The following is a 14,273-nucleotide window of genomic DNA, read 5'->3' as shown; positions in this document are numbered from 1 at the left end:
GCTCAGCCCCCGAGCGACTTGCGCATGCGCTCCAGCCGCAGCTTGCCGTCGGCGGCCTCGGCGTTGCAGCAATTGGGCGTATCTCGGAGTTCGCCGGGATTGTTGCGGCATTCGACGATGATTTTCGCGAGCAGAGCATCGTCCGCCATGAACTCATCGACCGTGTAAATCTTCTCCGCCTGCGGGGAGCAGGCCGCCAGAAAAAGCATTCCCGCGCTAGAAAGAAGCCGCTTCATTTGAGCGCCGCTCCCATCGTGTCCATGCGCTTGCGCCAGTCCTCAGCCTTGCGTTGGTCATCGACCTGCACCTGGGCCTGCTGGACCATCTGCAGGCCCTGCATGCGCAAGACGTCGGTTTGCAAGAAGGCGGTTTCAGCCTGGAGGCGGGCCTGCAGATCGGCGATGTCCTTGGCGTCGGCCGCACCGGAGATTTTCTGGCGAAGCTCATCGATGCCGTCGATGCGCTTGGTCGCCGCATCGTAGATCTGCTGGCCGAGGCTCATCTGGCCGGCGTTCTGGTTCTGGATGCGCGACAGTTCCTGCGCATAGAAATCATCGGCATCGGTGCGATAGCTGGAGTTATCCTGAAGGAATTTCGAAGCGGAACTGCCGAAGACGCCGCTGCCGGAACCTTTGAACAGGCCTTCGATCGCGTTGAAGTCCTGCGGAAGCGCCTTGCGGATCGACGGATCGTTCAGCAGGTTGGCGACGTCGGCCATGTTGGTGATCTTGTTCAGCGATCCATAGAGCTGCTGGGCCTGCTGGAGCTGCTGGTTCAGGGTGTCGAGCTGGGACTTCAGCTGCGTAATGCTCTCGATCTGCTTGGCGATCGATGTCTGATCGATGACGGGGATGCCCTGCGCCGATGCCAGCACCGCCGACGCCAAAAGAGCGGCCGATACGAACAATGGCCGCATCGTTCCTGTACGGATCATGCTGTCTTCCTCCTCTGGTGAAACACGGCAAGCCAGTCCTCCCGTCCCTCGCCGATCTCCGATCGGATGGCATCGGCAAGCTCGACATTGGCCGTCCGGCCGGAGAGGATGGCGAGCTCGTCGTCGAAGCCGCTGAGGTTCAATTCGGCGACAACGCTGTTGTGCCCCTGCTTGACGATGAACCGGCGGCTTTCGACGGAGAGCTCTCGTGAGACGAGCTCGAATTCGCGCTCAGTCAGCTTGAAGCCGTCGACATAGTCGGCGCGGTCGCCGCGCGGGTTCGGAAGAAAGATCTGGGTCGGGCACTGCTCGATGATCGTGTGGGCGATCGGCGATACGATGGCGTCGCGCGGGCTCTGGGTCGCAAACAGCATGAGACCGTTCTGCTTGCGGATGGTCTTGAGCTTGTTCTGGGCGAGATCGCGAAAACCTTCGTCCTGCAGCGCCTTCCAGAACTCGTCGATGACGATGATGATGCGACGCCCGTCGATCAGCTGCTCGATACGATTGAACAGGTACGCCATCAACGGCGTGCGGATCTCCTCGTTGTCGAGGAAATCGGTCATGTCGTAGCCGATGAACCTGGCGCCAATGCCGATATCGTCGGCTTCGTTGTCGAAGACCCAGCCAAGCGGCCCGCCCCTCTCCCAGCGTCGCAGACGTGCGGCAATGCCCTCGGGATCGGTGTTGTTGAGGAAGGTGCGCAGGGCGCCGATGGAGCGACGCTCCACCGGCAGGTCCGCCACCCCGTCGACCGCCGAGGCGATGTCGCGCAACTCGGTGATCGATAGTTCGCCAGATCCGGATCGGACCAGCTTGGCGATCCAACCGGTGAGGAATATTTTGTTTTCCGCAGTGAATTCCAGTGCTTTCAACGGCGCGCAGCCGGTGGCGACACCATTCCTCAGCGGCAGATAAGTACCGCCGGCTGCGCGTACGAAGAGGTCGGCGCCGCGGTCCTTGTCGAAGAAGACCATATGCGGATCGTGCTTTTCGAGCTGCGACAGCATGAAGTTCAACAGCACCGTCTTGCCCGTACCCGACGGGCCGCAGACGAAACTGTTGCCGAGATCGCCGTGATGAAAGTTGAAATAGAAGGGTGAGCCGGACGCGCTCTTGAGCATGGCGACCGCCGGTCCCCACTCGTTGCCGTCCTTCTTGCCTGCCGGATAGGAATGATAGGGCGCCAGGGCTGCGAAGTTGCGCGACGTGATCGCGCCCGAGCGCGCGCGATAGCGGAAATTGCCCGGCAATTGCGCCCACCAGGCGGCCTCGAGCCCGAGATCCTCGCGGGCGACGACCGAGCCGCCGCTGGTGAGGTAGACGCGCGCCTTACCCATGTGATCGGTCAGCTCCTTGACCGAGGGCGCGAAGACGGCAAGCGCAAGGTGATGTTCCCCAAGAACGAAGCGATTGGATTCGAGATCGTCCATCGCCTCGCCGAGTTCCTCGATCTGCGAGGCTGCCTTGTCGCCGGCGCTGACCATCTGGTTCTGCTTGCGGCCCATGATCGTGCGGGCATCGGCCTTTGAGGTGAAGGCAAAGGACTGCGTCAGGATGAGCTCGAAAGGTGCCGTCAGGATAGCGTCGAGCATGCCGCTGCGCGTGGTCGCCGGATATTCCTTGAAGCCGAACATGCCGGCATAGCGGCTGTCGGCCTCGTGACGGATCTCGACGGTCTCGCGCCCGAAAATTACCCGGTCGGAATAGATCGCCGAGGAAATTCGTCCGTCCGTCAACGGAATCGGTTCCCGCCGGCCGCCGACGATCTGGTGGAGCACTTCGCTCGGCTCGGAGAACAGGATGCCGTCATGTTCGTGAAGCGTGAGCTGCCGCGGCCCGAAGCGCTGCAGGCCGGCGACGACATCCGCCACGCGGTCACGCAGATGCTTCAGAGCCTGCCCGTCGAGCTCGGTATCGGATCGGCGGGCCTTGCGCAGCCGGGAGAGAAGCTTGGCCGCCTTTTCGGCAGGATCCCGGCCGGGATGCCAGACAAGGGTGAGGTAGAGATTGTTGCGAAACAGGTCTTCCCTCACCATCCGCTCCCGATATCTCGCGTTCAGACCGTCGGAGAAGGGATTGGCGAAGCGTCCCTCGGGATAGGCATTGTCGCGGCGGCGCACGACATGCGTCCAGAGCGCCAGCCGCTCGTCGGCGATATTGCGGTAGAGCGTGTTCAGGCTGCGGTGCAGGCCGTTGAGGTCCCTGACGTCTGATGTTTCGAAGGAAACGCCGTCGAGAGCGATCATTGTCATCAACGCTCGGGATTCGAGCGCAATGGTCGTCTCGTCGACATGCCTGACGTAGGGAATGAAGGTCTGCGGCCCGAGCTCGCGCGACCGGAGCGTCGCAATGTTAGACAAAGCTGAGATCCCTTTCGTCATAACGTCGGGTGAGCGTCAGAGGCGAGAGCGTGGTGCCGCCCCAATAGGCCGCATTGCGGGAGCGGCCACGGGTTTCGATCCACGCAATCAGGATCCGAAACATGTTGTGGTCGTGCTTGACGAGCGCCCGGAACACGACGTGGAAGACGACGCCGATCAGCGCATAGGCGATCGACCCCGCTGTGATATAGAGAATGGTCGTCAGCATGATGTTGACGCCCATCGCCTCCATCGTCACGCCTGCGATCATCGCCGGGCGGGTGCAGGCGAGGAACAGGATGTCTTCTTCGAGGCTGGGAGCGCTTGCCATGCCGGTCAGCCTCCGACGATGGTGTTGACCAGCTCGGTGGCGCCAAAAATGCCGCCGATCCCGATAATCCAGAAGCCGGCCCGCCTCAAATCCATGTAGCCAAACATCCAGGCAATGCAGATGATGATGACGGCGATGACGGCCAGCAGACGGGCGATATTGCCGGTCAGCATGTCGACGATGTTCTGCAGCACGGTTTCGATGCCGGCGGCCTGGGCGAAGGCTGGCTCGACCAGGCACATGACAATGGCGACCGCCATCAGCGTGGATGCCGCAAGGGGGCGAAGTCTGGCTTTGGATATCATTCACTCTGCTCCGATCGATCATTCTGGAAAACGAGAACCGAGGATTGCCGACCTGAGCTGAAAACATCCCAGGATGTGGCCTCGGCGGTTTGGAAGGATTGCTTCGCAAGCGCCGGCGCCACCTGATCTTGCGTCGGCTCTCCAGGCCCGGCCCGGCCATCGGGCTCGCCAATCACAAGGGAGGCAGCAATCGGCGATAACCGCTTTGCTTCCTGGCGTACCTGCTCGTCATATTTGACCATGGCGCCGAGGGATGGATCATCGCGGCCGTAGTAGGACTGGAGCATCACCCTTTCGGCCTGAGCCGGATCCCCCGCGCGTAATGCGGCGCGGTAGTATCCGTCGAGAAGCCTGGCCGTCGCATTGAGGTTCAGGCAGGGATCAAAGGCGTCGGCCACGGATAGCTTCAGTTTTTGAAGGTCCTCTATCGCGATGCCGCCGAGCCCGATCTGAATAGCCTGGTGATCGGCAATCAGAGACGTCGCAATCTCAATCGCCTCCGCCTTCGATCCGGGTTGGGCGGCGAGTGGCGGGCCGCTGTTGATGCGAATGGCGAAAGGCTGAAAACGGCTCTCAAGGCTGACAATGCCGGCCAGCGTCTCGACCTGAACCATCGGCGCACAGGTTTGCGCGATTTCGACGAATGCAGCACCCATCGGTCAGTACCAAACGCGCTGTTTACCGGCGCCGTCGATGGTGACATCGACATAGTGCGGCTGCGATCGCACATTCGGACGACTTATCAGATAGCCCATGCACTGGCGGTGCCCGTCCACGCGCTGCCAATGTGGCGACAGGACCGAATTGTCGCGGGAAGTATAGTCGTTCCCATCCCAGCAGAGGCTGTTGCTCACCGGCTGCGGCGATGTCGACACGCAGGTTGCTTGCCGACCGCCGCGACCGCTATCAGTCGTGAGCTTGTACCCCGCATCGCAATAATAGGGTTCATAGCCCGGCTGCGAACTCTGAAAACCGACGCCGCTGCAGGTCGGGAATGAGTGCCCCTCGGCAAGCTCCCGCCACAGCTTCTGGATTGGCGGCCGGCATTCTGCATATTGCGTCGGCCCGCCGGGATTGGAAAGGCATAGGATAACCTGGCATCCCCAATCCTCGGCCCGCGCTTTACTGCCGAAAATAAGATAGGTTGGCGCAACGAAGCAGACTGTAAGCAGTGAATTCAGGAGAAGGCTTTTCATGAACAGGATCCTTCGAGACGATGGCGCCCTATTGCGTTTCGGGAGACCCAATCTGCCTGCCCGCATTCATACTGCCGTATATAACACAGTTAAATGACATGACAAGCGCGATTAAAACGCAATGGCACAACCTTGCCTTCTCCGGACTCATTCTCCATGAGATCCTCGACCATCCGCTGGAGGACGAGACCCCCCAGGCGAGGCTGAAGCAGATCGGCATGATGACGATCCTCTATACGATGACTCAGGCCCACCAGAAGCTAACACTCTCTAATATCATTGAGATTACCGAGCTAACACGCAGCGGTGTGAAGGAGACGGTCGACCTTTTGGTAAAGCGAGGAATGCTTTTGGAGACGATGGGGAAGAACGCCATGGGCCGGGGGACGGCGCGGCAATTCGAGATCTCTCAGGACCTCCTGAGCAAGCTGAGCTCTTTCCGCGCCAGCCAGGAGGCGGGGTTAAACTGACTGATTTTCGATGTTTGATGAGGCGAGATGGCGAATCACTCACAACTCCCGATCGCATGGCTGCCGGCAGCCATCAGGGACGATCGGGCAACCCGCCCGCAGGCGGGTTCCAATCAAACAATGAAGAGTATCGGAGAAATCAGCATAGCGGCGCCGTGAGGCGGATTTCGGGAATTCTCGCCACGCTAAGGGCGGAACAAGGGCAGCCGCAGGAGCCTCAGCATAGCGGCCGTCAAGGGAGGCGGGACCGACTGCCCCCGCCCGTGCGTTCCCTATCTCCGTCGCCGCTCAGCATATGGAGCGCGTTGCGCACCGGCGAACTCGGCTGGAACATGACCTACCGGTGAGGGCGCCGATGGTTGGCTCTCCAGTGTCTATCCGGCATTACGCGCCAAGCGAAAACAGATTTCATGAACGGGTCCAACGCGTTTGGACGGAGAGATCGCTAATCCCAGGCAGGATCTGACGAAACAGGAAAGACGTTGTTTGCAGCTTTTATCCGACGGCGATAGTGACGGTGCTATCCATAGGAGACTGAAACTTATCCATTCAAACCGTCCGCCTCCATCTTTCCAATGCGCGCCAGCGGCTGCAGGCACCCGCTCGTGTTGAGGCCGCGGCCAAAGCTGTCAGCGCAAATTTATCAAAGCAATATTTTTTGCTAGTTCCAAATAGATCATCCGACGACCCGCTGTCATCAACGCTTCTCTCGATGCTACGCACGACGACTCGTTCGCGCGGGACATCGTTCTCGTTCGCCCTCGGCGGACGATGGCTTCCGCCATCGCGATGCTAAGGGAGGATCTGCCGGAGGAGGTTGCAAGCCTGCACAGTCGCGTGATTTTCAGCATCGACGGTCGAGGGGATGCGCTGGTTCTCACCACGGGCCGCATGACGACGCCGTCGGAATACTTCGCGCGTCACTTCAATATGCCGGTGAACACGCCCCACTAGCTGCGCGAGGTCAATGCCTGACGATTTTAGACGCCGGTTCGCGGGATAGGAGCTTGCGGCCGTCGGGTCGCGGCAGTGGGCGGCGTCCGGGTGGCTAAGAAGGAGACGGCTCACGCCGCCTCCTCCTCGTTGAGGTCCGGCTGCAAGTCATGCAGATAGTCGACCGCGCGCTGGGCATGAGCTGCCGCTGAAAAGATGGCACGCTTGTCGCTGCCGAGAACCTTGAGCCAGTCATCGAGATAGCTTGCATGGTCGGGGCGTGGTTCGAGCTCGGGGACGATACCAAGATCGGCGCAGAGAAAGCAGCTGCCGAGTTCGGCAATGAGCTCTTCGCGGGCGCGTTCGCTCCTGTCTTTCGCATAGCGGCTGAGATCCCGATCGAGCCTTCGCGGTGCAGCGGTCCAGTGCGTCATCTCGTGACTGAGAACGGCGACATAGGATGCATCGTCCCGGAAGGCGTCGAAGCACGGCATCTGGATGTAGTCACGGGCAGCAGCATAATAGGCCGCCGATCCTCCATGGCGGATCAGGGCGCCGGTATTGGCAAAGAAGCGGCCGGCAGCACCGATGCGGCTCATCCAATCCTGGTCAGGCGCGATGGAATGGGCAAGGCCATCAAGGCCGGTGATCTGGTCGGTGTTGAACACGGTGTAGGTTTTGAGGAAGGGGATGTCGCGTTCGATTTCGGCGCCTGTCTCCGTCGTCTCGGCGCGGATGAAAGAGCTGGCGAAGACGACGGTCGTGCCGGTTTCGCCCCTGCGGACGGCGCCGCCGAGCTCGATTGCCTGGCGAAACGTCATCCACCTTGGTGATGCAAAGCCGCGGGCGATGGCTTCAGACCAGAGGAGCAGAGCATTGATGCCGGTGTAGGGTTGGCCATTGTGGCGCAGTGGCTGGCTGACCTCGGCTGTCCAGCCTCCCGTCGTCCATGGCTTGGTCCATGGACGGACGCCCTGTTTGAGATCGGCGATGATCTTGGTGGTGATGCGGCTGTAGATATCGGATCGTTGATTGGATTGCTGCCTGTTCATCTCTGAACCTCCGTTCGAGGTCGCGGCCATCGCGACCTGCTACGGCGGTCCAAAAGCCAGGCTGCAAGTGCGGCCAGCACCCGCAGGGCCGCAACGAAGTGAAGGACGGCAAAGCCGTTGCGGGCAGCGCGAGCCTGGCAGGACCAAAAGCCGGGGCAGGACGGGATGCAGCAACACCACGGCGAGACAGGTTTGAAACCCAGGCAGAAATGAAAAATCCAGTCTATTACGCAAGGCGGGAGCGTCCGGGATGAATCGATGGACCCGAAGCGTGGCATCGACCTTGCGCGGCCGTTCCTCGTCGACGCAATGGAGAAGGTTAGCAACGAGAGTGCCATTTCGTCGAGGAAGCCAAGACCGCCGAGACCAAACTCGTAGTCTTCGCGCGCATGCAATTCGACCCGTACCTCAGCCCCTACTTCGTCGCCAACCAGGACAAGATGCGGGTAGAGTTCGAGGATCCGTATATCCTCATCCACGAAAAGAAGCTATCGAACCTGCAGTCCTTGCTGCCGGTAAGTTGAGGTCTGATGGAGCATTCCAATCGGCCGACCGCCTTCAGCAAATAGGCAGAACCATTACGAAATCACGGCGCAATCGCTGGCGTTTTTTTCCGCCACCCGTTCAAATGGCCGAAAGTTTCGAGTTGATCGAATTGAAGCTCCCGTGTTCGGGAAGTGGTGGGATCCGGGAACGTTTGGCAAGATTCAACGAACCACTGGCCGCCACGCCCAGAGAGGGTCATAGGGAATACGATGACAAGCGCGGACGCTCAGTCGTTCAGTCAGGTTGCGAGCACGTATCAGCTTGGGATCGGTATGACTCACATAGCGCCTCCAACTGATTTACGGCACTAGCCAAATCGTGAAGTTCCGATTTCAGCGATTGGATGATGTCGAAATGTCCGGAGCCATTCGAATTCGCAGTTGAACTTTTCAAATCCGCAGAACTTCTATTCGGATGGGGAAATGGGATGAGCTTTTGCACGGTTATGCTTTTGACGATATTGACGCAGAATAGTAGATTGTACTGGGCAAGTCTTTGCAATGGCAATCGAAAGCGAAAACACGTCAACGTATGTTTCGTCGCGCAATTCGGTACAGGGCCTGCATATTTCGGAACATCAAAGCACCTGAAGTTTTAAGTAGTTCCTATTGGTCCGCGTTTTATCCAATCGCCCAGAGTAGTTTGGGCTTCCGTTGGATGAGTGCGGTATAAACAGCGCCGCAGGTGGCGTGGATCCTGCGCGCTGTTAGCCGTAGGCTTCACGCGGTTCGGGTCCCAACAGATGCGGGAGGCAAGCGCATGAGTGCCACCCCTTCCTCTGCGGGCATCGGCGTAAGATGGGAATCACCGCGAGAGAACTCGAGCACTGCGTTTGCAGCGAGAAGTTCGGACTTCGGGATGGGCTTGCTATAGTAGAACCCCTGTGCCACAGCGCAGCCGCTTTCAGCCAAGAATTTTTCTTGATCGACCGTCTCCACGCCCTCAGCGACTACATTTTGCCCTAGGCAGCGCGCAATTGAGAGAATTGCCTTGACCAGTTCTCTACTTCGCTTGTCGGATCGATTGATGAATGACCGGTCAATTTTGAGGGTATCAATGGGAAAGTTAGCCAAATAGCTCAGAGATGAGTAGCCGGTGCCGAAATCATCGATCGCTATGGAAATTCCGCTCGCATGCAATTGAGAGAGTGTCGTCGAAACGCCCTCGCAGTTATGGAGCAGGAGACTCTCAGTTATTTCAACCTCGATCCACTCCGCACGACAACCGGTTTCCTGCAATACGTCCGCCACCGTTTGCGACAAACGCGGGCATTGAAACTGCTTAGGAGACAAATTTATCGCAATCTTGTGCGGGGGCAGTCCATCTGCATTCATGACGGCAGCCGTGCAACACGCCTCATGCAGCACCCATCGTCCAAGATCGATGATCAATCCCGTTTCCTCGGCGACACCTATGAATTCTCCCGGAGGGATCATTCCCATCTTCGGATGATGCCATCGTAGCAGTGCTTCTGAACCGATCACCTTTCCGTTGTCCAATAGGACCTTTGGCTGATAATGGAGTTCAAGTTGCTCATGTTTCAAAGCTAGGCGTAGGTCTGATTCTAGCGCTAGGCGCTTTTCAGCCCCAATCGTGAGATCCTTTGAGTAGAAGCGGAAGTTGCTACGCCCCGAGCGCTTCGCCAAATACATCGCAGAATCCGCATATTTCACCAAATCGTCGGGAGCGTCGCCGTCATTTGGAAATACCGATATCCCGATGCTGCAGGATACAAAGATCTCCCTGTCGGAAAGCATGAAGCGTTCGCCGAATGCGGCAAGCATTCTGCTGGCAATTTGAGCCAAATCGTCATTGTCCTGAACATTGGGCAGCAAGACTGCAAATTCATCTCCACCGAGTCTCGCCACGGTGTCGCTGGCACGGACGCCTTTTTTCATGCGTGTCGCCACCTGCCGCAGCAACTCGTCACCGACGGGATGTCCCATAGTGTCATTGATCGCTTTGAAATGGTCCATGTCGATCAGCATCACCCCGGCTCGCTGGCCCGCCGAAGCCGCGTCCCCGATCATCTCGCGTAGCCGTTCATTGAAAAGTGTCCGGTTAGGCAGGCCGGTCAGAGAATCGTAGAATGCCATCTGATGGATTTTCTTACGGGACGTGTCCAGTTCGGTGATATCGCGGGCGACGCCGAGGATCCCCATCAGCTTTCCCCCCGTGAATACCGGAACCTTACGAGTCTCCAAAAGCGTTGATCGACCGTCCTCGTGAGCGGTAAACCGTTCCTCATTGATGAGAATACGGCCGGCTTGCATGGCCTCCTCATCCTTGTCACGAAAAAACTGGGCGAGTTCGGGAGTAAACAGGTCATAATCCGTTTTCCCGACGATTTCCGCTTCTGCCTTGCCGACCAATTCTTCGAAGGCATGATTGCACAACAGATATTTGCCTGTTACGTCTTTCAGCCATACCATATCCGGAATGGTCTGCAGGACACTTAGGAGGCGAGCCCGAGCTTCAATAGTCGTGCCCTCGGCGTGCTTTCGTTCGGTAATATCGCGAGATAACACCAGAAAAGTGACGGTTGAGTGATTGCTGCTTGGTCGCCTTGCGACCGACAGTTCAAACCAACGGGATTCGCCGTTTGGTAGGGCTATACGGACACAACGACCGTAGGAGGCGCCGGTTTCATCGGCTTCTTCAAGAGCCAGCATAGCGATGTCGGCCTGATCTGGAGGGAGCACATCGCGGACAAGCTTGCCGAGCAGCACTTCTTTTCGCTGCGCCAGGATCTCCTGATTCCTTGCCCAGACCTGCAGGTAGCGACCGTCGGCATTTACCTCGAACAGAACGTCAGGAATGGCGGCAATAATTCCCTCTGCGAATTCAAGAGCCTCTTTGAGATCATGCTCCGCACGTTTTCGCTCTGTGATGTCCAACATCGCGCCAACCAAGCCGATCCTGTTACCAGCGATATCAGTGATTGCGGTCTTGCTGAGTAAAAGATCAACGACACCACCATTCTCGGTGGTGGCCTTTGCTTCATATTGCTGAACACCGCCATTTGCAAAAAGCGCCTCGTCCAACGCGGCATACGTCTCGGCTATGGGTGCGGGCACCAAATCGAAAACGGTTTTTCCGATAATATCTCCCTTTGAGCGGCCGGAGAAGCTTTCGAAGGCCCTGTTGCAACCAAGGTGTATCCCATCTCTGTTTTTGAAGAAGACGGGTAACGGGATCGCGTCGAGTACGACGGCACTGGACATCTCTTCGGCGTTGAATGGCAAGTCGATGTTTGTCGCAGGATGCCGGGGATTCGCCCGGAAAGCCTTCTCAAACGGTTGCTTCAGACTTGCGACATCTGCGTCGTGACCGTGCGATGGCCGGACAACGGAGGCTTCCGAAAATGGCGGGGCCGTGCCCGTGGCAAGCGGAGGGCTGGCATTGACCGCGTTGCGGAAGGCTCCACGCCCCTGGTCGATTTGAGCATCAGTCGGCATCTGCACTTCCACAGGCTGTTCGGGGCGGGATGTGCGTTCCGATTGACGTACGTGTTTCATGTGCCTGTCCTGCTTTGTCACGTGGCTGAGCAATCATGCGTCAAGCCAGCATTTTGTTAGGACCGCACAAGTCATTTGGCGGAGTACCATGCCGCTACCCCACCGGGATATCGCTCTCATTCAGAATCATCAAAGACGTGTATTTGCATGTGGTCGGCGACGCCGCCCATATCATTTAGAACGCTTGCCAATCATCATTCGAAGGCGCGAGCACCAGGTTACCACGGCGCATCGGATAGTCTCCGCGGTCAACCATTGTCTGACCGGGCGGGAAGCTCTTCCCAAGTTCGCCCGTGACCTTCTGTGGCTTCCCGCTCTCGTCTTTGAAGTGGAAATGTTTCAACAGTGCGGCTAGGCTTTGGCTCTCTTGAGCGAGGTGCGATCCTGCAGTATTCATCTCCGCGACCATGCTCGCATTTTCTTGAGTGGCATGGTCCATATGGTTAACCGCGCCGTTGATCTCGCGCAGGCCCGACGATTGTTCCTGGGAGGCCGTTGCGATTGCGTCCATATGAAGATTTACATCCTGCACAAGCTCTTCAATCGTTCTCAGGCCCGATCCGGTTTCACTCACGAGCCTTACGCCTTCGTCGACGGCAAGAGCTGAATTGCCGATGAGATCCTTGATTTCTTTTGCCGCTGTCGCTGAGCGCTGTGCAAGCTCCCTGACCTCCTGGGCAACAACCGCAAAGCCTTTTCCCGCGTCGCCAGCACGCGCTGCTTCGACGCCGGCGTTCAGCGCCAGGAGGTTCGTTTGGAAGGCGATCGCGTCGATGACGCTGATGATCTGGGAAATCTGCTTGGAGGAGTTTTCAATGCGATTCATGGCGCCGATAGCATCGCGTACAACCCGACCGGACATTTCCGCATGATCTCGCATCTGTTGGACGGCTCCGCGCGCCTCAGCCGTCCTCTTCGTGGTCGATGCAACGTTGACGGTTATCTCCTCCAACGCCGCTGCAGTTTCCTCGAGCGAAGCCGCCTGCTGCTCCGTGCGTCTTGAAAGATTTTCAGATGCGGCCGAGACGCCCGAGCTGCCATTCGTGACCGTTTCGACTGAATGGCCGACGGTAACAAGCACGTCCCGGAGCTGACGAATGGAAGCGTTGAAATCCCTGCGCAAACTTTCAAACTGTGGCGCTAACGGCTCCTCAATTTCATAAATCAAGTCTCCATCCGCCATCCGCTTCAACCCGGTTGCCAATGCCGTCGTCGCTCGGATGAGGCGCTCTTCTGCTTCTTTTTCCGCCCTTACCTGAATATCCAGCTTCTCTTGGTCAGAACGAATGCGCTCAGCTTCCGCGGATGTCTCCAGGTTACTTTTCTGTATGGCCGCGCCGCGGAAAAACTCAAGGCAACGCGCCATGTCCCCGATCTCGTCGCGTCGGATCGTCAAGGGCACCGGCGCCGACGTATCGCCTTCTGCGAGTGCCTTCATTCGGCTTGTCAGAGTCCGAATGGAGCTTGAAATTCTCCGAACGACCGAAATGCACAAAATGAGTACCGTAGACATGATCAGAAGCGTGGCGCCGGAGTAGCCGATAAAGGCATTGCGAAGATCGGCGTAACGCTGAAATGCCATCTCGTCCAACTCGTCGCCGGTGCGCATAATGAGTGCGGTCAACAAAGCAGCCCGCTGTTGGGTGATTTCATTCCATCGATCCAACGTCTCGGGGGGGAAGGAAACGCCCGGCTGGTTTGCATACATCTGATCGCGAACGCCCGCGATGAACTTGCCTGCGGCGCTGGCCTCGAAGTCGTCATAAGATTTGACGAGATCGGCGGGGAGAAATTCCTGCATCGCAGGCACATAAAGCTGCTTTAGATTTTTTGACTGTAAGAGGGACGAAAATAGATCGACGGACATGGCTGAATTTTTGACGTAGGCTCGGCCGGGCCTGATCTCCAGCAAACTAGCTTCCGTGATCTGCATGAGCGCGTGAAAACCGGTAATTTGGCGTGCTAAATCCAAATCATTGACAGTCGCCCCAGTGCGACGGACGAGCTCCAAGCCCGCAAGGGCAGCTGGGCGCAAAGCAACAGCTCCCTCCGCCTCGCTAGCCGTTCCGTCATCGACGCGCCGGCGGAAGCTATCGATATTGTCCCGCCTTTCACGAATGATCTGTACCGCCCGTTCTATGGCCGGATCGTCGAATGCCTTTTTCCAAGAGTCGTAAGCGGAAAAGACCGCTGTAAAAGCCCTGTCCGATGCAGCTTGCTTTGCCCGACGCACGTCGGCGCCTGCAAACGCTTCCGCCGCTATAGCTTGGGCGAGGAATCCGCCTTCCCGCCCAAGTCGCTGCGTTGTTTGTGCGCTGCGGAAGGTAGAGTATTCTCGGTAATATCCCAGTGATGTTGATACTCCGATGATTACGAACGCCGTCAACGGGATAATTGCCAAAATCATTAAAAGTAGAGATAGCGGCAGTCTCGACATATGTTCCTCATAGACGACTATAAATTACACCGGCTTCCATTAGCGACGCGGTCCAGAACATTGCGACATTGACCGCTATGTGTGAGATGACCTCGGCATAATTACTATAAGATTAACCCCTGTAGTGGTCTTGAACTGCGTTGCGCAGATCGGAACATCGTCGCGTTCAGGGGATCATCTGCAAGACA

General features: G+C 57.9%; 12 protein-coding genes and 1 pseudogene. 3 read left to right on the top strand and 10 right to left on the bottom strand.

Annotated features, from left to right (window positions below; all coding sequences use genetic code 11):
- Positions 1 to 2: 2 nt before the first annotated feature.
- The 7 genes from QMO80_RS29390 to QMO80_RS29360 are packed head-to-tail and all read right to left on the bottom strand — an operon-like array spanning position 3 to position 5,129.
- On the bottom strand, positions 3 to 236 hold the full coding sequence (locus QMO80_RS29390) for an EexN family lipoprotein (RefSeq protein WP_010007459.1): 234 nt from the start codon (positions 234 to 236) through the stop codon (positions 3 to 5).
- On the bottom strand, positions 233 to 934 hold the full coding sequence (gene virB5 / locus QMO80_RS29385) for a P-type DNA transfer protein VirB5 (protein WP_064811978.1): 702 nt from the start codon (positions 932 to 934) through the stop codon (positions 233 to 235). The genes QMO80_RS29390 and virB5 overlap by 4 nt, the downstream gene beginning before the upstream one ends.
- The gene (locus tag QMO80_RS29380; RefSeq protein WP_064811977.1) at positions 931 to 3,297 is read right to left on the bottom strand and encodes a VirB4 family type IV secretion/conjugal transfer ATPase; all 2,367 of its coding nucleotides are present in this window, start codon (positions 3,295 to 3,297) and stop codon (positions 931 to 933) included. The genes virB5 and QMO80_RS29380 overlap by 4 nt, the downstream gene beginning before the upstream one ends.
- The gene (locus QMO80_RS29375) at positions 3,290 to 3,628 is read right to left on the bottom strand and encodes a type IV secretion system protein VirB3 (RefSeq protein ID WP_009997888.1); all 339 of its coding nucleotides are present in this window, start codon (positions 3,626 to 3,628) and stop codon (positions 3,290 to 3,292) included. The genes QMO80_RS29380 and QMO80_RS29375 overlap by 8 nt, the downstream gene beginning before the upstream one ends.
- 5 nt (positions 3,629 to 3,633) lie before the next feature.
- Positions 3,634 to 3,933: a TrbC/VirB2 family protein gene (locus QMO80_RS29370; RefSeq protein WP_009997887.1), complete on the bottom strand. Its 300-nt coding sequence runs from the start codon at positions 3,931 to 3,933 to the stop codon at positions 3,634 to 3,636.
- Positions 3,930 to 4,589 (bottom strand): lytic transglycosylase domain-containing protein, encoded by a 660-nt coding sequence (locus QMO80_RS29365; RefSeq protein ID WP_064811976.1) that lies wholly within the window; start codon positions 4,587 to 4,589, stop codon positions 3,930 to 3,932. Before QMO80_RS29365 ends, QMO80_RS29370 begins: the two co-directional genes overlap by 4 nt.
- Positions 4,590 to 4,592: 3 nt before the next feature.
- Entirely contained in the window at positions 4,593 to 5,129 is a 537-nt protein-coding gene (locus tag QMO80_RS29360; RefSeq protein ID WP_064811975.1) for a hypothetical protein, read from the bottom strand.
- Positions 5,130 to 5,227: 98 nt separating this feature from the next.
- On the opposite strand from QMO80_RS29360, the gene QMO80_RS29355 reads away from it, so the two are divergent.
- Together QMO80_RS29355 and QMO80_RS29350 are read left to right on the top strand one after the other, a co-directional pair.
- Complete coding sequence (locus QMO80_RS29355) at positions 5,228 to 5,599, top strand: hypothetical protein (protein ID WP_042120136.1); 372 nt, start codon at positions 5,228 to 5,230, stop codon at positions 5,597 to 5,599.
- 771 nt (positions 5,600 to 6,370) lie between these two features.
- A complete protein-coding gene (locus QMO80_RS29350) occupies positions 6,371 to 6,553 on the top strand; it encodes a hypothetical protein (protein WP_016737443.1) in 183 nt (60 codons plus the stop codon).
- Positions 6,554 to 6,663: 110 nt separating this feature from the next.
- On the opposite strand, the gene QMO80_RS29345 is transcribed toward QMO80_RS29350, so the two are convergent.
- On the bottom strand, positions 6,664 to 7,584 hold the full coding sequence (locus tag QMO80_RS29345; RefSeq protein ID WP_064811974.1) for an ArdC family protein: 921 nt from the start codon (positions 7,582 to 7,584) through the stop codon (positions 6,664 to 6,666).
- 294 nt (positions 7,585 to 7,878) lie between these two features.
- On the opposite strand from QMO80_RS29345, the pseudogene groEL reads away from it, so the two are divergent.
- Positions 7,879 to 8,105: pseudogene (gene groEL, locus QMO80_RS29340) on the top strand (chaperonin GroEL); the annotation flags it as partial.
- A 744-nt stretch (positions 8,106 to 8,849) separates the two neighbouring features.
- Here groEL and QMO80_RS29335 read toward each other — a convergent pair.
- Together QMO80_RS29335 and QMO80_RS29330 are read right to left on the bottom strand one after the other, a co-directional pair.
- A complete protein-coding gene (locus QMO80_RS29335; protein WP_004671498.1) occupies positions 8,850 to 11,648 on the bottom strand; it encodes a bifunctional diguanylate cyclase/phosphodiesterase in 2,799 nt (932 codons plus the stop codon).
- A gap of 175 nt (positions 11,649 to 11,823) precedes the next feature.
- Positions 11,824 to 14,085: a methyl-accepting chemotaxis protein gene (locus tag QMO80_RS29330; RefSeq protein ID WP_008534399.1), complete on the bottom strand. Its 2,262-nt coding sequence runs from the start codon at positions 14,083 to 14,085 to the stop codon at positions 11,824 to 11,826.
- Between the last annotated feature and the right edge of the window lie 188 nt (positions 14,086 to 14,273).

This window comes from Rhizobium sp. BT03 (genome assembly GCF_030053155.1).
In the GTDB taxonomy this organism is placed as follows: domain Bacteria; phylum Pseudomonadota; class Alphaproteobacteria; order Rhizobiales; family Rhizobiaceae; genus Rhizobium.
This window is presented reverse-complemented; position numbering and strand designations above follow the sequence as displayed.

Bases quoted from the DNA above. Each gene is read 5' to 3' on its own strand.
- QMO80_RS29350 (WP_016737443.1), top strand. From the start codon at position 6,371: ATGGCTTCCGCCATCGCGATGCTAAGGGAGGATCTGCCGGAGGAGGTT.
- QMO80_RS29330 (WP_008534399.1), bottom strand. From the start codon at position 14,085: ATGTCGAGACTGCCGCTATCTCTACTTTTAATGATTTTGGCAATTATC.
- QMO80_RS29370 (WP_009997887.1), bottom strand. From the start codon at position 3,933: ATGATATCCAAAGCCAGACTTCGCCCCCTTGCGGCATCCACGCTGATG.
- virB5 (WP_064811978.1), bottom strand. From the start codon at position 934: ATGATCCGTACAGGAACGATGCGGCCATTGTTCGTATCGGCCGCTCTT.
- QMO80_RS29375 (WP_009997888.1), bottom strand. From the start codon at position 3,628: ATGGCAAGCGCTCCCAGCCTCGAAGAAGACATCCTGTTCCTCGCCTGC.
- QMO80_RS29345 (WP_064811974.1), bottom strand. From the start codon at position 7,584: ATGAACAGGCAGCAATCCAATCAACGATCCGATATCTACAGCCGCATC.
- QMO80_RS29335 (WP_004671498.1), bottom strand. From the start codon at position 11,648: ATGAAACACGTACGTCAATCGGAACGCACATCCCGCCCCGAACAGCCT.
- QMO80_RS29355 (WP_042120136.1), top strand. From the start codon at position 5,228: ATGACAAGCGCGATTAAAACGCAATGGCACAACCTTGCCTTCTCCGGA.
- QMO80_RS29365 (WP_064811976.1), bottom strand. From the start codon at position 4,589: ATGGGTGCTGCATTCGTCGAAATCGCGCAAACCTGTGCGCCGATGGTT.
- QMO80_RS29390 (WP_010007459.1), bottom strand. From the start codon at position 236: ATGAAGCGGCTTCTTTCTAGCGCGGGAATGCTTTTTCTGGCGGCCTGC.
- QMO80_RS29360 (WP_064811975.1), bottom strand. From the start codon at position 5,129: ATGAAAAGCCTTCTCCTGAATTCACTGCTTACAGTCTGCTTCGTTGCG.